This is a genomic window from Tistrella mobilis KA081020-065, assembly GCF_000264455.2.
GTDB classification, from domain to species: Bacteria; Pseudomonadota; Alphaproteobacteria; order Tistrellales; family Tistrellaceae; genus Tistrella; species Tistrella mobilis.
Genome location: NC_017958.1, coordinates 858,323 through 882,275 on the forward strand (window position 1 = coordinate 858,323; position 23,953 = coordinate 882,275).

At 69.9% G+C, this 23,953-nt stretch carries 21 protein-coding genes; 9 read left to right on the top strand and 12 right to left on the bottom strand.

The window, feature by feature from the left end; all coding sequences use genetic code 11:
- The gene (locus tag TMO_RS32745) at positions 1–1,068 is read left to right on the top strand and encodes a methyl-accepting chemotaxis protein (protein ID WP_145978475.1); all 1,068 of its coding nucleotides are present in this window, start codon (positions 1–3) and stop codon (positions 1,066–1,068) included.
- Between the two features lie 103 nt (positions 1,069–1,171).
- Positions 1,172–2,893 (top strand): adenylate/guanylate cyclase domain-containing protein, encoded by a 1,722-nt coding sequence (locus TMO_RS27410; RefSeq protein WP_014748320.1) that lies wholly within the window; start codon positions 1,172–1,174, stop codon positions 2,891–2,893.
- Between the two features lie 3 nt (positions 2,894–2,896).
- Here TMO_RS27410 and TMO_RS27415 read toward each other — a convergent pair whose 3' ends face one another.
- From TMO_RS27415 to thiS, 9 genes are all read right to left on the bottom strand, one after another.
- A complete protein-coding gene (locus TMO_RS27415) occupies positions 2,897–4,189 on the bottom strand; it encodes an ATP-grasp domain-containing protein (RefSeq protein WP_014748321.1) in 1,293 nt (430 codons plus the stop codon).
- Positions 4,186–5,163 carry a hypothetical protein gene (locus TMO_RS27420; protein ID WP_014748322.1) on the bottom strand — a complete coding sequence of 326 codons (978 nt, stop codon included), beginning with the start codon at positions 5,161–5,163 and terminating at the stop codon, positions 4,186–4,188. Before TMO_RS27420 ends, TMO_RS27415 begins: the two co-directional genes overlap by 4 nt.
- Positions 5,160–5,993 (bottom strand): fatty acid desaturase family protein, encoded by an 834-nt coding sequence (locus TMO_RS27425; RefSeq protein ID WP_041607657.1) that lies wholly within the window; start codon positions 5,991–5,993, stop codon positions 5,160–5,162. Before TMO_RS27425 ends, TMO_RS27420 begins: the two co-directional genes overlap by 4 nt.
- Before the next feature lie 157 nt (positions 5,994–6,150).
- Positions 6,151–6,987 (bottom strand): hypothetical protein, encoded by an 837-nt coding sequence (locus TMO_RS27430; protein ID WP_145978476.1) that lies wholly within the window; start codon positions 6,985–6,987, stop codon positions 6,151–6,153.
- Between the two features lie 47 nt (positions 6,988–7,034).
- Entirely contained in the window at positions 7,035–8,018 is a 984-nt protein-coding gene (locus TMO_RS27435; protein ID WP_041607659.1) for an aldo/keto reductase, read from the bottom strand.
- On the bottom strand, positions 8,018–11,506 hold the full coding sequence (locus TMO_RS27440; protein WP_041607661.1) for a non-ribosomal peptide synthetase: 3,489 nt from the start codon (positions 11,504–11,506) through the stop codon (positions 8,018–8,020). Before TMO_RS27440 ends, TMO_RS27435 begins: the two co-directional genes overlap by 1 nt.
- A 362-nt stretch (positions 11,507–11,868) precedes the next feature.
- Complete coding sequence (gene gshB / locus TMO_RS27445; protein WP_014748327.1) at positions 11,869–12,831, bottom strand: glutathione synthase; 963 nt, start codon at positions 12,829–12,831, stop codon at positions 11,869–11,871.
- Positions 12,832–12,990: 159 nt separating this feature from the next.
- Positions 12,991–13,734, bottom strand: coding sequence for a glutathione S-transferase (locus TMO_RS27450; protein WP_014748328.1), 744 nt, complete (start codon positions 13,732–13,734; stop codon positions 12,991–12,993).
- A 48-nt stretch (positions 13,735–13,782) separates the two neighbouring features.
- Positions 13,783–14,778, bottom strand: a complete 996-nt coding sequence (thiS, locus tag TMO_RS27455) for a sulfur carrier protein ThiS (RefSeq protein WP_014748329.1) — start codon at positions 14,776–14,778, stop codon at positions 13,783–13,785.
- A 152-nt stretch (positions 14,779–14,930) separates the two neighbouring features.
- On the opposite strand from thiS, the gene aroQ reads away from it, so the two are divergent.
- From aroQ to aat, 7 genes are all read left to right on the top strand, one after another.
- Positions 14,931–15,410, top strand: coding sequence for a type II 3-dehydroquinate dehydratase (aroQ, locus tag TMO_RS27460; protein ID WP_014748330.1), 480 nt, complete (start codon positions 14,931–14,933; stop codon positions 15,408–15,410).
- Complete coding sequence (gene accB / locus TMO_RS27465) at positions 15,403–15,885, top strand: acetyl-CoA carboxylase biotin carboxyl carrier protein (protein WP_014748331.1); 483 nt, start codon at positions 15,403–15,405, stop codon at positions 15,883–15,885. Before aroQ ends, accB begins: the two co-directional genes overlap by 8 nt.
- 13 nt (positions 15,886–15,898) lie before the next feature.
- Entirely contained in the window at positions 15,899–17,242 is a 1,344-nt protein-coding gene (gene accC, locus TMO_RS27470; RefSeq protein ID WP_014748332.1) for an acetyl-CoA carboxylase biotin carboxylase subunit, read from the top strand.
- A gap of 98 nt (positions 17,243–17,340) precedes the next feature.
- On the top strand, positions 17,341–18,477 hold the full coding sequence (locus TMO_RS27475; RefSeq protein ID WP_014748333.1) for an alanine racemase: 1,137 nt from the start codon (positions 17,341–17,343) through the stop codon (positions 18,475–18,477).
- Between the two features lie 131 nt (positions 18,478–18,608).
- Positions 18,609–20,060: a YcjX family protein gene (locus tag TMO_RS27480; protein WP_014748334.1), complete on the top strand. Its 1,452-nt coding sequence runs from the start codon at positions 18,609–18,611 to the stop codon at positions 20,058–20,060.
- On the top strand, positions 20,057–21,124 hold the full coding sequence (locus TMO_RS27485) for a TIGR01620 family protein (RefSeq protein ID WP_014748335.1): 1,068 nt from the start codon (positions 20,057–20,059) through the stop codon (positions 21,122–21,124). The genes TMO_RS27480 and TMO_RS27485 overlap by 4 nt, the downstream gene beginning before the upstream one ends.
- A gap of 132 nt (positions 21,125–21,256) precedes the next feature.
- Positions 21,257–21,979 (top strand): leucyl/phenylalanyl-tRNA--protein transferase, encoded by a 723-nt coding sequence (aat, locus tag TMO_RS27490; RefSeq protein WP_014748336.1) that lies wholly within the window; start codon positions 21,257–21,259, stop codon positions 21,977–21,979.
- 6 nt (positions 21,980–21,985) lie between these two features.
- Here aat and TMO_RS27495 read toward each other — a convergent pair whose 3' ends face one another.
- From TMO_RS27495 to TMO_RS27505, 3 genes are all read right to left on the bottom strand, one after another.
- Entirely contained in the window at positions 21,986–22,429 is a 444-nt protein-coding gene (locus TMO_RS27495) for a DUF2155 domain-containing protein (protein ID WP_014748337.1), read from the bottom strand.
- Positions 22,426–22,947, bottom strand: a complete 522-nt coding sequence (mlaD, locus tag TMO_RS27500; RefSeq protein ID WP_014748338.1) for an outer membrane lipid asymmetry maintenance protein MlaD — start codon at positions 22,945–22,947, stop codon at positions 22,426–22,428. The genes TMO_RS27495 and mlaD overlap by 4 nt, the downstream gene beginning before the upstream one ends.
- A gap of 80 nt (positions 22,948–23,027) precedes the next feature.
- Positions 23,028–23,375: an NADH:ubiquinone oxidoreductase subunit NDUFA12 gene (locus tag TMO_RS27505; RefSeq protein WP_014748339.1), complete on the bottom strand. Its 348-nt coding sequence runs from the start codon at positions 23,373–23,375 to the stop codon at positions 23,028–23,030.
- Positions 23,376–23,953 lie beyond the last annotated feature (578 nt).

Consider the following 23,953-nt stretch of genomic DNA (forward strand, 5'->3'; position numbering starts at 1 on the left):
ATGACCAGTCAGATGCCACTCGCAGTGCGTGCCGCGGCCGATGCCGTCGCTGCCGAAACCGTCTCGGCGCAGAAGGTCCGCGGCCTGATGCAGGGGCTGAGCGACGATGTCCGGCGCTTTTCCAGCGGCAACCAGGAAATCGCCGCACGCACCCGGCTGCTGGCCCTGAACGCGGCGATCGAGGCCGCCCGCGCCGGCAATGCCGGTCGCGGCTTTTCGGTGGTCGCGGGCGAGGTCAAAAGCCTCGCCGAACAGGCGGACGGTGCCGCAAAACGCTTCCAGCAGGAGATCATCGGCCGGATCGCCGATTGCGAGGCGGTGACCCAGCGTCTGGTCGGCCAGCGCGGCCAGGAACTGGCCAAGGCCCTGGTGCAGCTGATCGTCCGCAATCTGTACGAACGCACCTGCGATGTGCGGTGGTGGGCGACCGACACCGCCTTCTGGGAAGCGCTGGAGGAGCCGTCGCGTGAGGCGTTGGAACATGCCGCCATGCGGCTCTCGGTCATCCACCGCTATTACACCGTCTATACAAATCTGGTGCTGACCGATGCGTCGGGCCGGGTGGTCGCCATGGCCGACGACAGTTTCCAGCGCATGCGCGGCGCCGATCTGTCACGGGAAGCCTGGGTGCGTGATGCCCTCGCCACCCGCAGCGGCGATGAATACATCGTCGACGACGTGCGCACCGACGCCATGCACGACAATCGCTCGGTTCTGGTCTATGCAACCGCAGTGCGCGAGGGCGGGCGCACCGACGGCCGGATCATCGGCACGCTCGGCATCTATTTCGACTGGGAACGCCAGGGCCGCTCGATCGTGGTCGATGAACCCTCGCTGTCGGCCGATGAATGGACCCGCTCGCGGGTACTGCTGCTGGATCGCGCCCGGCGCGTGATCGCCGCTTCCGACGGCCAGGGGCTTTATCAGACCTTCCACCTGTCGACCGACGGCGCCAAACAGGGCACCTATATGACCGGCGACACGGTGATCGGCTTCTCCGAAACCATCGGCTATCAGGAATATGACGGCCTGGGCTGGATGGGTGTCGTCGTCCAGCGCATGAAGTAAGCCTGGGGCTGCCCTCGGCCGCCCGGTCCGCTAGGATGGGGCGGCCGGCCGCAGCACCCGCCTTCCGCGCGGTCCGGCCAGCCCGGAGCCCGAGCCGCGAGCCATGACCAGCCCCAGTCTTCCTTTGCCCCAGGGCCGCCCGCAAAGCCGGCGCAACCGTCTGGTACGCCGGCTGCGCGCGATAACCGGCGCGATCATGCTGGTCTTCGTCACCGGCCATCTGATCGCCCATGCCAGCGGGCTGTTCGGCATCGGCGTTGCCCAGAAGGTGCTGGACGTCACCATGGCGCCCTGGACGGTGCCGCCGGGCAGCCTGCTGCTGCCGGCGGCCTTTCTGCTCCATGCCGCCCTGGGTCTGCGCGCGCTTTATCTGCGCCGCAGCCTGCGCATGCCGCCCACCGAGGCGCTGCAGCTGACGCTCGGCCTGGCGCTGCCCCTGCTGCTGGCTGCCCATATCACCGGGGTCGATGCCGCACTCAGCGCCGATGCGGGGGTCGACAGCTATACCCGGATCATGGCCCTGCTCTGGACACCCACCGGGGCGCTGCGCCAGTTCGTGCTGCTGGGGGTGGTCTGGCTGCACGGCATGATCGGTCTCGGCTTCTGGCTGAAGGGGCGCGGGGCCGGCGCGGGCTGGATCGCCGCCTGGCGGATCGGCGCCTGGGCGCTGCCGCTCGCCGCACTGCTGGGCTTCCTGGATGCCGGCCGCAGCGTGGCCGGGCTGATGAAGCTGGGGCTGCTGTCGCCGACGCTGTCTGCCCTGCCCGCCGACCTCCATGCCCGGGCCCAGGCGGGCGAGCATGCGATGATGTCCGCCTGGATCCTGGCGATCGTCGCCACCTTCGCCGCCCGCGGCCTGCGCCACCTGATCTCGCTGCGCCACGGCCGGATCACCGTGACCTATCCCGGCGGTCGCACGGTCCGCATGATTCCGGGCGCCTCGGTGCTGGAGGCGAGTCGGCTGGGCAATGTGCCCCATGTGGCGGTCTGCGGCGGCCGCGGCCGCTGTTCCACCTGCCGGGTGGAAATCGTGCGCGGGCTGGAAAACCTGCCGCCGGCCGATGCCGAAGAATCGGCCCTGCTGTCGCGCATCCGCGCGCCCGCGGGCGTGCGGTTGGCCTGCCGGCTGCATCCGACCGGGCCGGTGACGGTGCACCCGCTGCTCAAGGCCCAGGGCCACGGCCGGCGGCCGTCGGAGGATCCGATGGTGCATGGCGGGCGCGAGAAGCGGGTCGCCATCCTGTTCACCGACATCCGCGGCTCCACCGCCATCGCCGAACAGCGCCCGCCCTATGACATCATGTTCCTGCTGGAACGCTATTTCGAGACCATCGGCGGCGCTGTCGAAGCGGCCGGCGGCACACCCAACGCCTTCGTCGGCGACGAGGTGATGGCGATCTTCGGTGCGGATGGCGGCGATGGCCCTGAAGATTTCGCCGCGGCGGCCACCCAGGCCCTGCACGCGGCAGGCGAGATCGCCCGCCGGCTGGAGGTGCTGAACCGCAGCCTGGTGCGCGATCTGGGCCAGCCGCTCAGGATCGGCATCGGCATCCATGGCGGGCCGGCGGTGGTCGGCCGGCTGGGCTATGGCGAAACCCGGATGCTGACCGCGGTGGGCGATACCGTCCATGTCGCCCGGCGGCTGGAAGAGCTGACCAAGGCCCATGCCTGCCTGCTGGTGGTATCGGACGACATCCTGCAGGCGGCCGGACGGGCCCCGGCGACGCTGGATGCCAGCTGCCACGAAATCACCGTCCGCGGCCGGGTGGAACCGCTGGCGGTGCATGCGGTGCCGGCCGAGGCGGTGCACCGGCTGGGCGGCTGACCCTCAGCCGCGGCCGGAGCCGGGCGCCAGATCGAAGATCGACCCCTCGCGCTCCCAGGCGCGGATCCGGGCGTAATCCGCCGCCAGCACCGCCGCATCCTCGTGGACCAGATAGACCACCCCCGGGCTTGAGAAATAGTCGATCGTGGGCCTGAGCCGCACCCCAGGCCCCGCCACGGCGATCGAGGAGGCATAGGAGGCGAGGCCTTCGATCCGCGCGAAGCCCGAACGGCCGGTGATGATGCCCTCATGCTCTGAAATCAGCGCCACGCACCAGATCTCCGCCGCCATCCGGTAGGGCTGGTCGAGCCGGGAAAGGAAGCCCGCCGGATCGGTCACCGCCTGCACCGCAAGATCAGCCTGGGTGACCCCCAGGCTGCGCCGCACCGCCTGCTGTTCCACCGTGCCCATCAGCCGGGCGGCGGTTTCGATCAGCACCGGCCCCTCGGCGGTGAGCATCAATTCGGTATGGGCCGGCCCCCAGGCGATGCCCAGCGCATCGAGCACGGCCGAGGTATAGGCGGCGAGCGCGTCCTGAACCGCGCCTGCGCGCGGCATCAGCATCTCCAGATCGTTGATGAAGGCGGCATCGGCCACCTCGCGCTTGGATTCGGCCCAGATCTCGGCGATCAGATGGCGGCCGCTCAGACTGACCGTGTTGACGAAATACTGCCGCCCGCGCAGGAAGCCCTGCACCAGCAGCCGGTCGTTGACCGACCCCAGCCGGTTGGGCCGGCCATGCAGCGCCCGGAAGGCACGGTCGACCGCCGCGGCATCATGGCAGAAGGTGACGCCATCCGTACCGGCGCTGTCGAGCGGCTTGACCACCACCGGCCAGTCCCCCCGCGCCACCGCCCAGGCAACCGCATCGGCCGGATTGTCGGTCACATGCTGGGGCGCGGCGGCAAGGCCGGCCGCCGCCACCACCTGCCCCATCAGGAACTTGTCGCGCCGGGCCCGGCTCAGCCCCGTGCCGTTGCCGGGCAGGCCCAGCCCCGCGGCCAGCCGGTCGGCCAGCTCCACGCCGCATTCGGCCCCCGGCAGCACCACCACCGGCGTATGGGGCAGCAGGGCATTGAGCGTGCGGCGAAGATCGCCGTCATGGGCGATCAGCCCGATGAAGTCCCCCGGCCGGAAGCTTGCCCGATAGGGCTCGGGGACGACCGGGCTGCTGGAGACATGAACCGTACGCCAGCCGGCGGCGGCGAAGGCGGGGGCAAGTGCCGCGCCGGTCGAATAGGCATCGACCACTACCGCAACCGGCCTGACATCGGGGCGTGACGGGCGACCGGTCATGGCGCATCCCCCGCAGCGAACGCCGGGCCGCTGCGGCGCGGCCGCATCAGACCCAGATAGCCGGCGGCGACCAGCAGCGCCACACCGGCGACGGTCAGCGGCGACCAGTGGTTCCAGGCGCTGAAGGCCTGAAAGGCGAGCGTGAACAGCGGGCACAGGCCGACGATGACGTTGACGTGGAAGATCCGGCCATAGCGGATGCCGACCTGCAGCGCATAAAGCGGCAACGCCACGCCCAGAAGGCCGATGCCGGCGACGGTTTCGACCGACGGCATCGGCCCTGCCAAGCGGCCGGTGGCCCAGGCGACCGCGCCGCAGAAGCCGACCAACAGCCAGAAGCGCCGGGCCATGATCGCCGACGGGCCCAGCCCCGCCAGCGACAGTTTCTTGGCCCAGACACTGGTCAGCGTGGCCGAGATGCCGCCCGCGGTGGCCGCCACCAGGCCGAGCGCGGTTTCGACCGGGGTGGCGGCGATCACCTCGCCCTGCCCCTCGGCCGCACTCCAGGCCAGCAGCAGGCAGGCGGCCAGAATGCCCGCCCCGCTCGCCGCCTCGGCCAGGGTGGTTCGGATGCCCGTGGTTCGGATGCCGGCAAAGCGGCGCCAGGCCAGCACCGCAAGCGGCCCGACACCGCCGCTCAACCCGCCGGCCACCGCCGGTTCCAGCCAGCGCAGCGCCAGATAGATGCCGAGCCAGGCGCCGGCCGTGGTCAGGTTCACCATCACCAGCGCCCGCATCACCCGGGGCGTGTAGACCGACGGCTGGCCGCCGCCGGCCCGGTCGATCACCTGGAACAGCAGGATCACCAGGCCGAAACAGGCGGTGATCAGCACGAAGGGATCGACGGTCTGCAGCACATGGCCGGCATAGACCTCTTTTGCGGCGCTGGTGACGTTGTAGACCATGGTCGCAGCCAGACCGGCCAGAACCAGCGGCCGGGCATGGGCATAGCGATCGGCGTCGGCATCAGTCATGCGGCACCCTTCGGCGCGCGGATGTTACGGAACACCTCGCGGTAGTAGCGGCCGAAAAAGGCCGTATAGGAGGGCTCGGTATGGGCCAGATCGGCATGGATGACGGCGTCGATCCGGGCCAGATGGCGGATCGGCGCATTGGCCAGCCAGTGATGCGACGCGTGGAAATTGTTGCCGTTCACGAACCACGACAGGAAGCGGCTGGTGGTGATGGTGCGGCTGTTGATCAGGGCGCTGCCATTGTCCATCACACAGCCGAAATGCTCGGGCAGCTGGATGTGGAAGTTGAAGATCGCCGCCGGGATCAGCGGCAGGAACCACAGCCAGAGGAAGACCGGCTGGCCGGTCAGAAGGTCGAAGGCCACCCCGCCCGCCAGACAGGTCGCCATCAGCCGGAAGCCGTCGCGCACCCGCCGCTCGGACCGGCTGCGGACCGGCATGCGGCCGCGCACCGCCGCCAGACATTTGCCCAGCGCCGCACGGAAGTGGTCCAGCGCCAGCAGATTGCGCCATAACAACCACAAGTTGCGGATGGCCGCCGGCTGATAGGCGAAGCCCTCGTCCCGGACATCGACGTGATGGCGGGCATGCGACACCCGCCATTCCTCGAAATTGGTCAGCAGGGTCATGGCCAGTGCCGTGCCGACCGCCCGGTTCACCCGGCGGCTGCGGAAGGCGATGAAATGCATGCATTCATGGGCAAATTCCAGATTGCGGGCATAGACCGCGCCGATCAGCACCGCCCCCAGGATCTGCAACGGCAGGATGCCGGTACCGAGGGCGAGCCAGGCACCGGCACCCCAGATCGCCCCCTGTCGGCCATGCGCCACAGGAAATAGCGGTCCCGGATCTGCATGAAGCCGGCATCGGCGACCAGCTGCGCCCGCGCGCTGGCAAGCCGCCGCTCGGCGGCGGCGGCGTCTGCCTCCATCGCCGCCCGCCGGCTGGCGGCATCATCAGGTACGGTATCAAAAGCCAGAGCGGTGCTCATGACTGCCCGTCCTCGACATGAGTGGCGCCGCGATGGGTGTAGACCTCGTCGGTGGTCTCGTGCACCACCTCGCGGCTCCAATCGGCGACGCTGGCCCAGGCGAGATTGAGGATGGTGCGCTGCGACGGCCGCTGCAGCGGATAGACGCCATGCAGCGTGGTGTCGGAGCGCAGGAAATAGATGTCGCCGGATTTGAGCGCATAGGACCGGATCGGCCGGCTGCACAGGATCTCGTGCAGCCGCGGATCGGCCTTGTCCCAGCGAGTATCGGCGACGCACTGGATGAAGCCGCCATCCTCTACCGGCGGCGCCTCCAGCACCCAGACCATGCCATAGGCATAGTCGTCCCAGTGCCAGCCATGGGTGTCGCCCGGCTCGGTCAGCCGGGCGATGACGAACTGCTCGTCGTCATAGGGGCAGAGCACCACCTCTTCGCCGGCGATGCGCGTGGCCAGGTCGAGCAGCGGCTTCGACCGGTAGAGCAGCGGCACCAGCGCGCTGTTGCGGGCGATGTAGTCGCGCTTGACCGAGTTCATCTTCCGCGGCGTGTTCGACGTGGTCGGCAGGCGGATGTCGCGGCGCACCGCCCAGCCGGCGATCAGCCGCTCCACCTCGGCGCACAGGGCCGCCATCACCTCGGGCGGGCAGATTTCAGAGACGACCACCAGCCCTTCGGCCAGGAAGCGTGCCCGCCAGCGGGCGAGCAGGTCGTCGGTCACCACGGCCTCGATCTGCCGGGCAAGCAGGTCGTCCAGTTCCGCCGTCAGGTCGGGCTCGGCCACGGTAACGATATCGGCATCGGCGACAGGCATGGATATGTCGGTCAGGCTCATCTGGGTGATCTCCGGTCGGGTCATCGGGATCCGGACGGGGGCGGGTCTTATTGCGACCATTCGGTGGGCTCGCGATCCCAGCGATGATCGCGGAGGGCGGCGAGCAGATCGGGCGGCAGGCCGCGGCCATCGGCCACGGCGGTGTTGGCGCGGACATGGGCGGGGGACCGCATGCCGGGGATGACGGTGTGGACATCCGGATTGGCCAGAATGAAGCGCAGCGCCATGCCGGGCATGGTCTCCCCCGCCGGGACCAGCGGCTTCAGCCGGTCGGCACGCGCGACACTGGCGGCCAGGTTCTCGGGCACGAAATAGGAATTGCGCCAGTCGCCCTCGGGCCAGCGGCTGTCGAGGGTGAGCGTGCCGGTCAGCGTGCCCTCGTCGAAGGGCACACGCGCGATCACCCCAACATCCAGCGCCCGACAAAGCGGGAACAGCTCGTCCTCGGGCGCCTGATCGAAGATGTTGTAGATGACCTGCACCGTGTCGATCAGCCCGGTGCGCAGCGCCGCCATGGCGTTCCACGGCTCCCAGCGGTTGATGCTGATGCCGATGCCGTCGATCAGGCCGCGGGCCTTCAGGTCGGCCATGGTGTCCTGCCAGGCCGGATCATCGGCCCAGGCATCCTCCCAGACGTGGAACTGCATCAGGTCGATGCGGTCGACGTTCAGATTGCGGCGGCTGCGTTCGGTGTAGTCGCGGATATGATCGGGCGGAAACACATCGGCCAGGCGCGATGCGCGGGTCGAGGGCCAGCACCGGTCGGCCGGCGGGATCTTGGTTGCGACATAAATCCGCTCCCCCGGCCGTTCGGCCAGCAGCCGGCCGCACAGCACCTCGGAATGGCCGCGGCCATAGATCCAGGCGGTGTCGAGGAAATTGACCCCCTGATCGACCGCCAGATGCAGGGCGGCCAGGCTCTGCGCATCCTCGTTGCCGGTCCAGCCGCCCTCGCCGCCGCCGATGCCCCAGGTGCCGTAGCCGATCTCGCCGATCTGCCAGCCAAGCCGGCCGAGCCTGCGTCGGTTCATCATGCAGTCTCCTCGGAAGCGGACTCATCGGAAAAGACGTCGCCGGAAGGGTGTGGGCAGGCGGCGCGCCGGCGCGCGAACCAGGGGGCGAGCAGGCCGGCATCCACCGCCGGCCAGGCGAGCCCGGCCGCCGCCATCGCAGCGCGGCTGGCCGCATCGCCGAACATCAGATCCTTGTCCGCCACAAGATCGGCGGTCGCGAAGGCATCCGCGCCGGCGTCGCCCGCCGGATCGGGCAGCAGGGCCAGCAGGGCCGCCGCATCGACGTCACTCGCCGCGGCCCGGCTCAGCCGCTCGTGAAAGGCGGCATAGCTGACGGGGGTGAGCGCGATCCCGGCGGCCTCTGCCTCGTCGAGCAGATCCTCGAACCGGGTGCCGGGGCCGTAGAGGTGGAAGGTGCCGGCGGGTTCGGTCAGCCGCGCCGCCACGAAGGCGGCCACGATGTCGACGGGGCTGTAGTCGAAGCGCAGCCCCGTCGGGAAACGCAGCCCCAGCCTGAGGCAGGCCGCGGTCAAGCGTTCGACCAGGGCCTGAGGATTGCCGAGACCGCTCCGCCGGGCGGGCAGCATCTCGCCCAGACGGTGGAGGCTGCCGGTGATCCCGCGGCGGCGCGCCTCGTCGATCAGCCGTTCGGCCGCCCATTTGGACCGGCTGTAGCCGTCCTGCGGCAGGGCACGGGGATCGGCCGCATCGGCCTCGGTCACGGCATCATGACCGGGGCTGCGCGCGAAGACGCTGAGGGTGGAGACCTGGTGGACATGCTTGGGGACGCCGGTCACCGCCAGCCTGAGCAGGGTTTCGACCCCGGCGACATTGGCGGCGGCATGGGCCGCATAGCCATGGAGCAGGTTGACCAGCGCGCCGGCATTGACGATGACGTCGATGCCCTCTGCCAGCCGGCGCCAGACCGCATCGCCGAGGCCCAGCTGCGGCAGGGCCAGATCGCCCGCCAGCACGGTGACGCGGTCGGCTGCGATGCCGAGGCGCAGAGCCGCGGCGGCATCGTCTTCTGCCCGCACCAGGCAGACCAGATCCACATCCGGCCGCGCCAGCAGCGCCGGCAGCAGATGGGCGCCGACGAAGCCGGTGGCACCGGTCAGCAGCACCCGCACCCGGCCGGACGGCGGCGTCCAGGCGGCGGCCCCCGCCGACGGGCGGATGTCGTCCGCCAGTCGGACCTCGGGCGCCGGCACCGGGGCGGAGCCGGTCTCCTCGCCCCGGCGGCGGCGGTCGATCAGCGCCGCCAATGCACCCAGGGTGGGATGTGTGAAGATGTCGGCAACGCTGATCCGCATGCCGAAATGACGGGTCAGGTCCATGGCCAGCACCAGCGCGGTCAGGCTGGTGCCGCCCAGATCGAAGAAGCCGTCCTCGGGTCCGGCAGGGGCCAGCTGCAATGTCGCCCGCCAGCGGGCCGCCAGCGCGGCGCTGGTCGGATCGGTGAAGCCGGCATCGGCCGCGGCCGCCGCCTCCAGCCGGTCGTTGGCGAGCCGGGCCAGGGCCCGGCGGTCGACCTTGCCATTGGCGTTGAGCGGCAGGGCATCCAGCACCAGCAACCGTGCCGGCAGCGCCTGGCGCGGCAGGCGGGTGGCGAGGAAGCGGCGCAGATCGGCGGTATCGACCTCGCCATGGCCGATCAGGCAGGCGACCAGTTCGCGTCGGCCGCCCTGTTCATGCACCACCACGCGGCCGGCGCGGATGTCGGGATGATCGGCCAGCGCGCCTTCGATTTCCCCCAGTTCGATACGCACCCCGCCGATCTTCACCTGATCGTCGCGGCGGCCGACATAGGCGAGCCGGCCGTCGCGGCGCCAGTAGCCGAGATCGCCGGTGCGGTAGAGCCGGTCGCCGGGCAGTTCCGGGAACGGGTTGTCGACATGGGCGGCCGCGGTCTTTTCGGGCGCGCCCAGATAGCCGCCGCCCAGGCAGGCGCCACCGATGCGGATCTCGCCCACCATGCCCGGCGGGGCGATGAAACCGTGATCGTCCACCACCACCGCCACCGTGTTGTCGATCGGTGTGCCGATCGGGATGCTGCGGTCGTCGGCATCACCGACATGGTGGAAGACCATGCCGATCGAGGCCTCGGTCGGGCCATAGGTGTTGACGATGCCGATGCCCGGCAGCATGCGCCGGAAGCGCCGCACCGCCCGGGGATCGATCTCCTCGCCGCCGATCAGCAGATGGCGGAGCGAGCCGAGGCGCCGCACCAGCCCGGGTTCCGCCACCATCAGATCGACCATGGCGTTGAAGATCGATGGCACGAAATCGGTCATCTCGATCTCGTGTGCCGCGATGGTGCGGAGCGTGGTCTCCAGGTCGAGCACGCCGCGGGTGCGCGGGATGATCACCCGCCCGCCGATGGTGAGCGGCCAGAGCAGCTGCCAGATCGAGCTGTCGAAGACATGGCGGCTGTTCTGAAGCACCACCGGCGGCCGGCCATCGGCGGCAAAGCGCCGGGTCATCACCCCGAAACGGTTGAGAAGCCCGCCATGCAGGTTGATCGCGCATTTGGGCAGGCCCGTGGTGCCCGAAGTATAGAACCCGTAGATCGGGTCGCGGCCGTCCACCGCCACGGCGTCGAACGGGGTTTCGGCCGGCAGAATTGCGGCATGGTCCAGGATCAGCGCCGCCACCCCCGGCGGCACCACCGCCGGGTCGGCCGCGATCACCAGCCGGGGGGCGAGCGCGTCGAGCAGGGCGGCAATCCGCTCCGGCGCCCAGCCGTCATCCATGGGCACGAAGGGGGCGCCGAGCTTCATGGCCGCCAGCATGGCGAGCGGCAGCTCCAGCCCGTTGGGCATCAACAGTGGCAGCATGTCGCCACGGCCGACGCCGCGCGCGGCAAGCATTGCGGCCAGACGGTCGGCGCGGGCGTCGAGCTCGCCAAAGGTCAGCCGCGCCGTCTCGTGCACCAGCGCCACACGTTGCGGGTCCCGGCGGGCGATGGCGCGGATCGCATCGGGGATGGCGGGGGCCGTGGGGCATGGCCGGCGCGGGCCGTTGCGTTCGATCAGCAGCTCGTAGCGGCGTGCCGGGGAAATGAGATCCACCGCCCCCAGGGCAGCATCGGCGCCGGCGGCGATCAGGCGGTCGAGTGCATGGGCGAGATCACTCGCCCGCGCCTCGTCGAAGGGCGGACGGCAGAGGCGCCGGTCCAGAACGACCCGCAGCCGCCCGTCCGCCTCGACCCTGAGCGCCAGAGCTACAGCCGGCAGATCGCCGGCAGGTTCCGGAACCAGAAGCGCATCGGCCGGGCCTTCGGTCGCATCAGGCGTCGGCCCCTCCGGGACGAGATCACCGAGGCGCGCATCGGCCGTGACCTCCAGCGCCAGGATGCGCAGCCCGCCGGCATCGGCCACGGCGATGCGTGGCTGCGGCAGGGCGCGCCAGCGATGGACCAGCACGGCGAGCAGGGCCGGCAACCGGTCGAGGGGGATGGCCCCCCTGGTCCGGCACAGGGCCTGATCGGGCGCCGACACAGCCATGTCATGCACGACGGCTGGCACCTCGGGATCGGTGCCGTGAGGCGGAGACGGAAAGGGAGAAGGCGATGGGAGAGAGGATGATAAGGCGGGAGAAGCGGTTTCCATCACGTCCGGCTCCTGATGCGACCTCTGAGAGGGCGGACCTGTTCCCGGGGGCCGTGCGGAGCCGGGTGCGGGCATGGCTCCGCCCTGCGGGTGTTTTCTGCGCGACGCGACAGCGCATAAAACACCCGTTCCAGCCCTGGCGGGTCTGTCCCGCCGCCGGTCATGTCCTGTTCCGGGTTGGTTGTGAGGTGGTTGAAGAACGGCGGCCGCCGGACATCAGAGGTCAGGTGGCATCAGATGTCAGATGGCCGCAAAGCTCAGGCGGCGCCTGCCCTGAGGGTGGTCAGCCGGGTTTCGATGGCATCCCACACATCCCGTTCGAGCGTGACGCCGTCGAGGCGGTCGATCTCCTGGATGCCGGTGGGACAGGTCACGTTGATCTCGGTCAGGTGGTCGCCGATCATGTCGATACCGACCAGGGTGAGACCGCGGGCACGGAGTTCCGGCCCCACCGCCTCGCAGACCTCGCGGTCACGCGCCGTCAGCGTGGTCTTCACCGGCCGGCCGCCGACATGCATATTGGCCCGGGCCTCGCCCCGCTGCGGCACGCGCAGCACCGCACCGCGGGGTTCCCCCTCGACCAGGATGATCCGCTTGTCGCCCTCGCGCACCGCCGGCAGATATTTCTGGATCACCAGCGGCTCGCGCCCGCGGAGCGCGTGAAGCTCCAGCAGCGCGCCGAGATTCTCGTCATCCGGCCTGACCCGAAACACGCCCAGCCCGCCGAAGCCGTAGAGCGGCTTGATCACGATGTCGCCGTGTTCCTCGCGGAAGGCGCGGATCTCGTCGACCGAGGACGACACCAGGCTGGGCGGCATCAGGTCAGGGAAACGGGTGATGAACAGCTTCTCGGGCGCATTGCGCACCTGCACCGGATCATTGGAGACCAGCGTCCGGGGGCCGGCATGCTCCAGCAGGTGGGTGCTGGTGATGTAGGCCATGTCGAAGGGCGGATCCTGCCGCAGCAGCACGACATCCATCTCGCGGAGCGGAACGCGTTCCTTGGGGCCCAGACGGTAGTGATCGTCGCGCACCCGCTGCAGCCCCATGGGCCGCATCCAGGCCACTGCGCCCTCGGGGGTGAGGCTCAGATCCGAGGGCTGGTAGTGATAAAGATCGTGGCCGCGGCGCAGGGCCTCCAGCCCGAGCATGAAGGTCGTATCGCCATCGAAGTTGATGGTCTCGATCGGGTCCATCTGCAGGGCGACGGTCAGCGCCATATGTCCTCCGGGGCGGTTCTGGAGCGACCGGGACGGGGGGCAGCCTCTCCGGATGCAGTGGCCCGCCAGACGAAAAAACTCTCTGGCGGGCACCCTATCATTCTATCATGAGTTGGTCCAGGTCTGTGATCACACCCAAACCGATGGTTTTGTGACCGGTCAGCCGGGGACGGCCGGGGCGTCGAGTTCCGGGTAGTGGCGGAAAATGCCGTCCTGGTTGAAGGCAAGCCGGCGGTCGCTATCCAGATAGGCGGCGATCCGCGGCAGGGCCGCCACGCGATCGACCAGCGCCTCCACCCCCGGCCAGCGCCCGGCAAGGCCCGCCATGTGGTTGGGGAAAGCGTAGCGCAGGCCCAGAACGGTCTGGAACAGGCCCAGATCGGCATAGGAAAGACCGGCGCCCACCAGCCAGCCCGATGCGGCCGGGTTGCGGGTCAGCACCTGTTCGTACCAGCCGAGGAATTTGGGGATCCGCTGATCGCGGAAGCCCGCCGCCCGGCGTGCCGCCTCGGGCTTCTGGTCCTCGTAATAGTCCCAGGAGCCGAGCGGGTGATGGACGTCATGGGCCTCGTTCACCAGATCGGCGGTGGTGAGCGCGATCTGCCGCGCGAAGAGCCGCTCCGCCTCGTCGGCCGGGGCCAGCCCGTAGGTCTCGCCCAGATAGGCGCAGATCAGCGGCGTCTGGGCGATCAGCAGATCGCCATCCTTCAGCACCGGGCAGGCAAAGGGGGCGAAGGGCTCGCGCTCATCCCCCAGCACGCGCAAAAGCCCGTCCATGCCGCCGCCCTGGCGCTCGGCCAGGCGGGCCATGTCGCGCCAGGGGGCATCGATCGCGACCAGCACCAGACGGACATATTCGCCCCGCCCCGGCAGGCCGGGCCAATAGTAGAGTTCCATGCTCATGGGGGTCGGGCTCCTTGGCTGAACCGGGAACCGCCCCCCGCCCCCGGCTCAGATCAGGCCGGCGAGCGGTGAGGACGGGTCCGCATAGAATTTGCGCGGCATGCGCCCGGCCAGATAGCCGAGGCGCCCGGCCTCGACCGCGGCCTTCATGGCGCGTGCCATCATCACCGGATCCTTGGCGCCGGCGATGGCGGTGTTCATCAGCACGCCGTCGCAGCCGAGTTCCATGGCCACCGCCGCCTCCGAGGGCGTGCCGACACCGGCATCGACCAGCACCGGCACGCTTGCCTGCTCGACGATGATCCGGATGTTGACCGGGTTCTGGATGCCGAGCCCCGAGCCGATCGGCGCCGCCAGCGGCATGATCGCGCAGCAGCCCAGATCTTCCAGCTTCTTCGCCACGATCGGGTCGTCGCTGGTGTAGACCATGACGTCGAAACCGTCGCGGATCAGGGCCTCGGCGGCCTTCAGGGTTTCGGTCACGTCGGGATAGAGCGTCTTATGGTCGCCCAGGACTTCCAGCTTGACCAGGTTCCAGCCGCCGGCTTCGCGCGCAAGCCGCAGCGTACGCACGGCATCGTCGGCGGTGAAGCAGCCGGCGGTGTTGGGCAGGTAGACGTAGCGCTTCGGATCGACGTAATCCATCAGCATCGGCGCCGACGGGTCGGTGACGTTCACCCGGCGGACCGCCACGGTCACGATCTCGGCGCCCGAAGCTTCGATCGCGCGGGCGGTTTCCTCGAAATCCTTGTACTTGCCGGTGCCGACCAGCAGCCGCGAGGTGAAGGTCCGGCCGGCGACGACGAAAGGATCTTCCACGGGGGCCACAGCCACGTCGGCGCCGCTGCCGCCGCCGATGAAATGCACGATCTCCAGCCGGTCGCCGTCGGCGAGCTGCGTGGTGTCGAACGCGGCGCGGCGGACGATCTCCAGATTGCGTTCAACCGCAATCTTCCGCGCATCCAGCCCCAGCTGGCCCAGAAGCCCGGCGACGGTCGGCTCGCCTGCAACCTCGCGGGCCTCGCCGTTGATCATCAGTCGCATACCAGGATCTCCGCTCGATATGATGCTCGGGCCCCGGGGTGGCGGAACGCCCGCTTCGAACGGCGTTGCGCCCCGCGGCACGGGTGCTTTATAACGCAGGGCTGACGTGGCGTCCTCTCCTAATCACCGTTCACGGGGTATCGACAGCCCGCATGGCGCCGACCATCCTGGTCCTGAACGGACCGAACCTGAACCTGCTTGGCACCCGCGAGCCCGAGGTCTACGGGCATACGACGCTGGACGACATCCGGCGTCTGTGCGAAGCCCGTGCCGCGGCCCTGGGGCTGGCGGTCGATTTCCGCCAGTCGAACCACGAAGGCGTTCTCGTGGACTGGGTACAGGACGCCCGCACCTCTGCGGCAGGGATCGTGATCAATCCAGCCGCCTACACCCATACCTCGGTCGCCCTGCTCGACGCGCTCACCGCGACGGCACTGCCGGTGATCGAGGTGCATTTGTCGAATATCCATCGTCGCGAAACGTTCCGGCATCATTCCTATGTGTCCCGGACGGCGGTCGGCGTGATCTGCGGCCTGGGGGCCACGGGTTACGCGCTGGCGATCGAGGCGATGGCCGGGCTGATCCCTGGGGGACAGGCCCGCGCGGCCACGAAGGACCAATCGCATGTCTGACACCAAGGCTCGTGCCGTCGATACCGGCCTGATCCGCGAACTGGCGCTGCTGCTCGACGAGACCGGCCTGACCGAGATCGAGGTCGGCGCGGGCGAGGGTCGCATCCGCATCGCCCGCCAGGCGCCGGCGCAGATGACCGCCCCGCAGATGCTGTTCCAGGCGCCCGCCGCCGCGGCCCCCGCGGCGGCCCCGGCCGCCGCAGCCCCTGCGGCACCGGTTGCAGCCGACCCCGCCAGCCATCCGGGCGCCGTGCCCTCGCCGATGGTGGGCACCGTCTATCTGGCCCCGGAACCGGGTGCGCCGGCCTTCGTCGCCGAAGGCCAGAGCGTGCGCGAGGGCCAGACCCTGCTGATCATCGAAGCCATGAAGGTGATGAACCATATCCGCGCCCCGCGGAGCGGCACCGTCAGCCGGCTTCTGGTGCAGAACGGCCAGCCGGTGGAATTCGGCGAGCCGCTGGCGATCATCGAGTGACGCGGGAGCGATCATGTTCGAGAAGGTGCTGATCGCCAATCGCGGCGAAATCGCATTGCGCGTCCATCGCGCCTGCCAGGAGATGGGCATCCGCACCGTTGCGGTCCATTCCACCGCCGATGCCGATGCCATGCATGTCCGTCTCGCCGACGAGAGCGTGTGCATCGGCCCGGCGCCCGCGCGCAATTCCTATCTGAACATCCCGGCGATCATCGCCGCCGCCGAAATCACCGGCGCCGAGGCGGTGCATCCGGGCTATGGCTTCCTGTCCGAGAACGCCCAGTTCGCCGAGATCGTCGAGGCCCACGGCCTGACCTTCATCGGCCCCACCCCGGACCATATCCGGCTGATGGGCGACAAGATCGAGGCCAAGCGCGCGGCCAGGGAGCTGGGCCTGCCGCTGGTGCCCGGCACCGACGGGCCGGTGACGGACGAAGCCGAGGCGATGAAGATCGCCCGCGAGATCGGCTTTCCGGTGCTGGTCAAGGCCGCCGCCGGCGGTGGCGGCCGCGGCATGAAGGTGGCCGAAAGCGCCGAGGGCCTGCGCGAGGCACTGCAGACCGCCCGCGCCGAGGCCAAGGCCGCTTTCGGATCGGATGCGGTCTATCTTGAGAAGTATCTCGCAAATCCGCGCCATATCGAGATCCAGATCCTCTGCGACACCTTCGGGACCGTGGTGCATCTGGGCGAGCGCGACTGTTCTCTGCAGCGCCGCCATCAGAAGGTGCTGGAAGAGGCGCCGTCGCCGGCGATCGATGCGGCCGACCGCGCCCGCATGGGCGAGATCGTCGCCAATGCCATGCGCAAGCTGGGCTATCGCGGCGTCGGCACGGTGGAGTTCCTCTACGAGAACGGCGAGTTCTACTTCATCGAGATGAACACCCGCCTGCAGGTGGAGCATCCGATCACCGAGGCGATCACCGGCATCGATCTGGTGCGCGAGCAGATCCGGGTCGCCGCCGGCCAGCCGCTGGGCTTCACCCAGGACGACGTGCGCGTCCAGGGCCATGCCATCGAGTGCCGGATCAACGCCGAGAACTCCGAGACCTTCGCCCCCTCGCCGGGGCTGGTCGACACCTATCACGCCCCGGGCGGGCTGGGGGTGCGCGTGGACAGCGGCCTCTATCAGGGCTATCGCATCCCGCCCTATTACGACAGCCTGATCGCCAAGCTGGTGGTCCATGGCCGCAACCGCAACGAGTGCATCATGCGGCTGCGCCGGGCGCTGGAGGAATATGTCGTGGGCGGTATCGACACCACCCTGCCCCTGCATCAGCGCATCGCCCGCCATCCGGATTTCGTCGACGGCGTCTACGACATCCGCTGGCTGGAGGCCCTGGTCGCCAATCGCGGCTGATCCGGGACCATCCCGCATCAAGGGGCGGGCGGGCCGGAGGCGTTTCCGGCCCGCCCGTCTGCGTTTTACCGGAGCCCACCCTCTCCCGGAGCCCTGCCATGGCCGGCCTCTCCCCCGATCTGCAGACCCCATGCCTTGTGGTCGACGAGGCGAAGATGGCGGCAAATATCGACCGGATGGCCCGGCGGATCGCCGGGCTCGGCGTGGGCTTCAGGCCGCATCTGAAGACGGCCAAATCGGTGGAGATCGCCCGGCGGATGCTGCCCGACATGGGCGGGCCGGCCACCGTCTCCACCCTTCGCGAGGCCGAGGTCTTCGCGGCGGCGGGCGTGCGCGACATCCTTTATGCGGTCGGCATCACGCCCGCCAAGCTCGGCCGGGTGCAGGCGCTGAGGGCCCGGGGCTGCGATCTGGCGGTGATCCTGGATTCCGCCGGACAGGCGCAGGCGGTTGCGGCAGCCTCTGCCGGGGCCGGCCCGATCCCGGTGCTGATCGAGATCGACTGCGACGGCAAGCGTGCGGGGCTCGCCCCCGATGCGGCGGAGATCATCGAGATCGGCCATATCCTGCACGAAGGCGGGGCCGACCTCCGCGGGGTGATGACCCATGCCGGCGGCAGCTACGACGTCTCGGGCGCGGACGCCCATGCCGCCTTCGCCGAACGCGAGCGCCGGGCGGTGGTGACGGCGGCAGACCGGCTGCGCGCGGCCGGCCTGCCCTGCCCGGTGGTCAGCGTCGGCTCCACCCCCACGGCGCTTGCCGCCCGCGATCTTGCGGGCGTGACCGAGGTCCGCGCCGGGGTCTATGTCTTTTTCGATCTGGTGATGGCCGGGATCGGCGCCTGCGCGGTAGACGACATCGCGCTCTCCGTCGCCACCACCGTGATCGGCCACCGCCCCGACCGGGGCTGGATCCTGGTCGATGCCGGCTGGATGGCGCTGTCGCGCGATCGCGGCACGGCCGGCCAGGCGGTCGATCAGGGCTATGGGCTGGTGCTGACTGCGGATGGCCGGGTGATCCCGGATCTGATCGTCACCGGCGCCAATCAGGAACACGGCATCCTGGCCCTGCGTCCCGGTGCGGCGGCCACGCCGCCGGAGCTGCCGGTCGGCACGCTGCTGCGCATCCTGCCCAACCATGCCTGCGCCACCGCCGCACAGTTCGACGCCTATCACGTCATCCCGGCGGATATTGGCGCCGCCCCGGCGATCTGGCCGCGTTTCGGCGGCTGGTGATCCGGCGACCAGTGACACGGCGATGATTCACGGCTCCTGTTGAAGGGAGGCCACCGGGTCCCGATCTGGAAAGGTGACGCGGCTGCCCTTTGTCAGCCGGATTGCCCATTCACGACCGGAACCGCACCCTCTTGTCCACCTCTCCCTTCGATCGCCTGGGCCTGGAAGCCCGCCGTCTTGCCCGCCGCCTGACGCCTGAGGCGCTGGCAGAAGAGGCGGCGTCTCTGCTCGACCGGCCGCTCCGGCTGGGGGTGACCGGTCTTGCCCGGTCGGGCAAGACCGTGTTCACCACCGCGGTCGCCCGCGCCCTGCTGTTTCCCGACCGCTTGCCCTTCCTTCAGGCCCGCGCCGATGGCCGGCTGATCGGCGCCGAGCTGCGCCGGCCGGGCGATCCCGAGATCCCGCGCTTCGCCTATGAAACCCATCTGGCGCGACTGGCCGGCAGCGATGGCGAGATGCCGGGCTGGCCCGCCTCCACCCGCATGCTCTCGCAACTACGCATGGGGCTGCGCTGGAAACCGGCCGGCATGGTCGACCGGCGGATCAGGCCTGTACGCGAGCTGACGCTCGATATCATCGACTATCCGGGCGAATGGCTACTCGATCTGGCATTGATCGAGCGCAGCTTCGCCGACTGGTCGGCCGAGGCTCTGGCCACGCTGCGCCAGGGGCCACGCGCCGAGCTGGCCCGCCCCTTCCTCGCCCGGTTGGAAACCCTGGATCCGGCCGCCCCGGCCGATGACGTGACGCTCGCCGAACTCGGCCAGGGCTGGAGCGCGCATCTGATTGCCTGCCGTACGGCGGGACTTGCCGTCTCGCGCCTCGGCCCCGGCCGTTTTCTGGTGCCGGGCGATCTGGAAGGCGCGCCGGTGCTGGCCTTCTCCCCTCTGCCGGAACCCAAGGGGCGCGTGCCCTCGGGCAGTTTGTATGCCGTGGCGGCGGAGCGTTTCGACCAGTATCGCAAGCGCATCGTCGGCCGCTTCTTCCGAGAACATTTCGCGCGGCTGGACCGCCAGGTGGTGCTGGTCGACCTGCCCGGTGCGCTCAGCGCCGGGGCCGATGCCGTGGAGGATCTGAAGCTCGCCCTGACCGAAAGCCTGGGCGCCTTCCGCTATGGCCGCGGCCACGGCATGATCGGCCGGCTGCTGTCGGGCGTGCGCATCGACCGGGTGCTGTTCGCCGCCACCAAGGCCGACCAGGTGCCGGCCGCCCAGCATGCCCGGCTGGACGCGCTGATGCAGTCGCTGGTGGCCGATGCCGCGCGCGCGATCCGCTTCGAGGGGGCCGAGACCCGCACACTGGCCATCGCCGCGGTCAAGGCGGCGGAAAGCGTGTTCGCCGAGCATGACGGCCGCAACCTCGCCTGCGTGCGCGGCCGCATCGCCGGCCGCAAGCGGCCGTCGGTGGTCTATCCGGGCGAGTTGCCGGCCGATCCGGCCGAGGCGCTGGCCCGGGCCGCCGGTGGCGGTTTCGACTTCCCGCCCTTCCTGCCGCCCGAGGGTCTGGTCCGCGACGGCCATGGCATGGCCCATATCCGCCTGGATCAGGCGCTGGATCATCTGATCGGAGACCGGCTCGGATGACCGACCGCCCGCGCATTTTCGACGAACCGGCCGCAACGCCGCCCCGCCGTCCGGCAGCCGCCCATGCGGCAGCGTCGGGCCCGCTGGAGCTGCCCGAAGCGGCCGCCCTGACCGCACGGCCGGCAGAGGAGGCGGCACTGCCCGCCACAGTGCCCGGCCGCGGGCTGATGCCGGATCTGGCGCCCGGGGCCGCGACGCGCCGCACCGGCCGCCGGCTGCTCTGGGGCGGGCTCGGCGGCCTTGCGGTGGCGCTGATCGGCTTCGAGACCTGGGATCTCGCCACCCGCGCCTTCGCCCATGCCGACTGGCTGGGCTGGATGGTCACCGGGCTCGGCGTCGCCACGCTTGGCGGGCTCGGCATTCTGGGCGGCGCCGAGATTGCCGCCCTCCGGCGGCTTGCCCGGGTCGACGGGCTGCGGGACGAGGCGGAACGGCTGGTGGCACCGGATGCCCTGCACGACCCCGCCGCGGCCGCCGATGCCGCGGCCCTCGCCGCCCGGGTCGCGGCCCTCTACGAGGCCCGGCCGGGGCTTGCCGCCGCGCGGGCCGATTTCGCCGCCCAATTGACCGATGCCCATGACGCCGCCGAGGCCCTGGCCCTGACCGAACGCCTGCTGCTGGCCCCGATCGATGCCGAGGCGCGGCGGCTGGTGCTGCTGGCCGCCCGCGACACGGCCCTGGCGACCGCCGCCAGCCCGGCGGCCCTGCTGGATGCCGCGGTGGTGCTGTGGCGCAATGCCCGGCTGGTGCGCGAGGTGGCGGCACTCTACGGCGTGCGGCCCGGGCGGATCGCCAGCCTGAAGATCGTGCGCCGCAGCCTGGGTGCGGCCGCCGTCGCCGGCATGGGCGAGGCCGGCCAGGATACCGCCGTCGACGCGCTGGGCGGCGGGCTTGCCGCCGCGGTCTCGGCCCGGCTGGGCCAGGGCGTGGTCAACGGCCTGGTCGCCGCCCGCATCGGGCTCGGCGCCATGGAAGCCTGCCGCCCCCTGCCCTTCCGGGCAGTGAAGCGGCCGCGCACCACCGATCTGCGCCGCGACATGATGCGGATGCTGACGGGCAACTGACGGCTGCTCTTGCCACCCGGCGCCACGGGGTGCAGGTTGGGTGCCGGCTGCAGGTCAGGGACCGGGGCGACGTTGAGGAACGCGGCCGGCCACCCCACATCTGGAGCAGTTTCCTCCCCAGGGACATCCGGCATGCATCTGACGCCCGACCTGCTGCTGCGCGCCTATGTCTGCGGCATCTTCCCGATGGCCGAGTCGGGCGACAAACCCGAACTCTACTGGGTCGACCCCGACCGGCGCGGCGTGCTGCCGCTGGATGGCTTTCACCTGCCGCGCAAGCTGCGCAAGACTATCCGCCGCCAGCCGTTCACCGTGACCGTGGATGCCGATTTCGAGGGCGTGATGCGCGGCTGCGCGACCCCTGCCCCCGGGCGCGAGCGGACCTGGATCAATGACGAGATCCTGACGCTTTATACCGAGCTGCACCAGATGGGCCATGCCCACAGCATCGAGGTACGGGAGGGCGACGAGCTGGTCGGCGGGCTGTACGGCGTGTCGCTGGGAGCGGCGTTTTTCGGCGAAAGCATGTTCAGCCGCCGCACCGATGCCAGCAAGGTGGCGCTGGTCCATCTGGTGGCCCGGCTGAAACGTGGCGGCTATCGGCTGCTCGACACCCAGTTCGTGACCGACCACCTGACCCGCTTCGGGGCGATCGAGATCCCGCGTGGGGTCTATCAGGACCGGTTGCGCAATGCGCTGGGCATCAGGGCGAGCTTCATCCCCGAGCCTTTCGGTTTCGGCGCGGGCACGCCCGATCAGGTGCTGGCGGCGATCGACGGCCCGGTGGCACAGCCCCGGCGGCGGCGGCCGCGCGATCCGATGGACGATGCCGATGCGGTGGTGGTGGAGGTCTGAGCGGGATCAGCCCGCGGGCTTCGCGGCGCCCTCGTCCGACGGCTCCGGCGCCTTGTCGACGCAGGAGATCGGCCAGATATCGTAGATCGGGTTGTCGAGTGCGTTCAGACCCGGCGAGGAGGCGAACATCCAGCCGTCGAAGATCCGCTCGGTCGGTGCCGAAGCGGTGGTCTGCTGCACTTCCAGGAAGACCCGGGCCTCAGGGGCCTGTTCCGGCGGCGCGCTTTCGCAATAGCGCACGGTGATCACCAGCGAGCCGAATTCGACCGGCTGGTCGATGGGCGCCACGATCCGGCTGATCCGCGCCGTCACCTTGTTCAGGCCGTTGAAGATCGCGACCTTGCCCGGGATGCCGCCCGTTCCACCCGTCTGCTGCTGCGCGGCGGCAGGGCCCGAGGCCAGAAGCAGGGCGCCGAGCGCCACGGTCGCAAGGCTGCGCATCCTGATCATTCCGCGAACGGATCCTTCTTCGCCGCACCGCCGGCGGCGGGGGCTTCGGCACCGGCCGGCTTCTCCTCGCCGCTGCCGCCGGACGAGAAGAGATAGCGGCCGATCAGCGATTCGAGGCTGACCGAGGACTGGGTATAGGTGATCGCCTGGCCCGGCTGCAGCATGCGATCATCGCCGCCCGGCACCACCGAGACGTATTTGTCGCCCAGCAGGCCCGAACTTGCGATCTCGGCCGAGCTGTCGGCCGGCAGCTTGATCGTGGGGTCGATCGACAGCGTGATCTCGGCGCGATAGGTCTCGGGGTTCAGATGCTGGCCGGTGACGCTGCCGACCTTGATGCCGCCGATGCGGACCTCCGAGCCGGGCACGATGCCGTCGACACTGTCGAAAGCGGCGGTCAGGGCATAGCCACTGCCGCTGCCGCCGCGCCCGGCGCCGGTATAGGCATGGACGGCGAAGCCGACCGCGACCGCGATGACGGCCGCGCCGAGCAGGGTTTCGACGACACTGCGCTGCAAGCTCTGCTTCCTTCCGGCCGTTGGATCCGGATCAGCTGCGACGGCCGGCGACAGTGCCGGCCGGCAGATACCCGATCAGATCAGGACGGCGTCCAGGGTTCGTAGTCACCGGTGGCCTTGGGCCGCTCGCCGCCGGCCAGGATATGGCCCTTGGGCAGATAGGCTTCGGCGCTGCCGGTGTGGTTCGGCTCGAACGGCTTTTCCCAGGTCTTGCGCGCCAGCGGCGCCTCGACCGGGGTCTGGTCGGTGGTGCCGTGCAGCCAGCGATGCCATTCCGGCGGCACCGTGGTCGGGTCGACACCCTTGCCATAGGTCACCCAGCGCTTGGACGGGTTGTCCTTGTGCCGGAAATAACGGTTCCCGAACTCGTCCTCGCCCACGGACACGCCGTGGCGCAGGGTGTAAAGACGTGTCATGAGATTGGTCATGGGGTCCACTATCCGGATGACTGGCCGCCGCCAAGATAGGGGTTGCCCCCCGGGTGCGCAAGCCTCGGCCGTGCAGGGCGGGCATATGTGCCGTGCAGGGGTGGCCGCGGCGCTGCATTACGCATCGATGACAGCCATCCTGTCCACAGGCCGCTTGTGGAAAAGCGGGGGAAGAATCGCCCGGTTCCGGCGCGGAATCAAGGCCCTCCGGGGCTTTGCGCGAATGCTGTGCGAAGTCCCGGACATGGCGGGCTTTTCCATACATGACCACACCATATAGATAAAATCCCCCGCAAGACCCCCTAGATATTGTAAGGCAGGGTGCTCGGAAAACACTTGCGGCGCGGGGCCGTACAGGCTTACGATCCGGGTCAGACGGGCAGACCGAAGACATCTTCCTCGGGGATCCCGCCGCAGATTTGGCGCCGGTCCGGCCGGCGACCTTCGGACATAACCCCAACCCGACAGACCCGACCCCCGACACCGCACCCCGCGCGCCCAGGAACGAACCGATGCAGTCGATGCGCCGGTGGCCGGGCTTCGGGGTGTTTCCGTGCCCGGGGCGTCGTTGCGTCGCC

Excerpts from the sequence above, each read along its gene's own strand:
- TMO_RS32745 (WP_145978475.1), top strand. The coding sequence starts at position 1 with ATGACCAGTCAGATGCCACTCGCAGTGCGTGCCGCGGCCGATGCCGTC.
- TMO_RS27410 (WP_014748320.1), top strand. The coding sequence starts at position 1,172 with ATGACCAGCCCCAGTCTTCCTTTGCCCCAGGGCCGCCCGCAAAGCCGG.
- TMO_RS27415 (WP_014748321.1), bottom strand. The coding sequence starts at position 4,189 with ATGACCGGTCGCCCGTCACGCCCCGATGTCAGGCCGGTTGCGGTAGTG.
- TMO_RS27420 (WP_014748322.1), bottom strand. The coding sequence starts at position 5,163 with ATGACTGATGCCGACGCCGATCGCTATGCCCATGCCCGGCCGCTGGTT.
- TMO_RS27430 (WP_145978476.1), bottom strand. The coding sequence starts at position 6,987 with ATGAGCCTGACCGACATATCCATGCCTGTCGCCGATGCCGATATCGTT.
- TMO_RS27435 (WP_041607659.1), bottom strand. The coding sequence starts at position 8,018 with ATGAACCGACGCAGGCTCGGCCGGCTTGGCTGGCAGATCGGCGAGATC.
- TMO_RS27440 (WP_041607661.1), bottom strand. The coding sequence starts at position 11,506 with ATGGCTGTGTCGGCGCCCGATCAGGCCCTGTGCCGGACCAGGGGGGCC.
- gshB (WP_014748327.1), bottom strand. The coding sequence starts at position 12,831 with ATGGCGCTGACCGTCGCCCTGCAGATGGACCCGATCGAGACCATCAAC.
- TMO_RS27450 (WP_014748328.1), bottom strand. The coding sequence starts at position 13,734 with ATGAGCATGGAACTCTACTATTGGCCCGGCCTGCCGGGGCGGGGCGAA.
- thiS (WP_014748329.1), bottom strand. The coding sequence starts at position 14,778 with ATGCGACTGATGATCAACGGCGAGGCCCGCGAGGTTGCAGGCGAGCCG.
- aroQ (WP_014748330.1), top strand. The coding sequence starts at position 14,931 with ATGGCGCCGACCATCCTGGTCCTGAACGGACCGAACCTGAACCTGCTT.
- accB (WP_014748331.1), top strand. The coding sequence starts at position 15,403 with ATGTCTGACACCAAGGCTCGTGCCGTCGATACCGGCCTGATCCGCGAA.
- accC (WP_014748332.1), top strand. The coding sequence starts at position 15,899 with ATGTTCGAGAAGGTGCTGATCGCCAATCGCGGCGAAATCGCATTGCGC.
- TMO_RS27475 (WP_014748333.1), top strand. The coding sequence starts at position 17,341 with ATGGCCGGCCTCTCCCCCGATCTGCAGACCCCATGCCTTGTGGTCGAC.
- TMO_RS27485 (WP_014748335.1), top strand. The coding sequence starts at position 20,057 with ATGACCGACCGCCCGCGCATTTTCGACGAACCGGCCGCAACGCCGCCC.
- aat (WP_014748336.1), top strand. The coding sequence starts at position 21,257 with ATGCATCTGACGCCCGACCTGCTGCTGCGCGCCTATGTCTGCGGCATC.
- TMO_RS27495 (WP_014748337.1), bottom strand. The coding sequence starts at position 22,429 with ATGATCAGGATGCGCAGCCTTGCGACCGTGGCGCTCGGCGCCCTGCTT.
- TMO_RS27505 (WP_014748339.1), bottom strand. The coding sequence starts at position 23,375 with ATGACCAATCTCATGACACGTCTTTACACCCTGCGCCACGGCGTGTCC.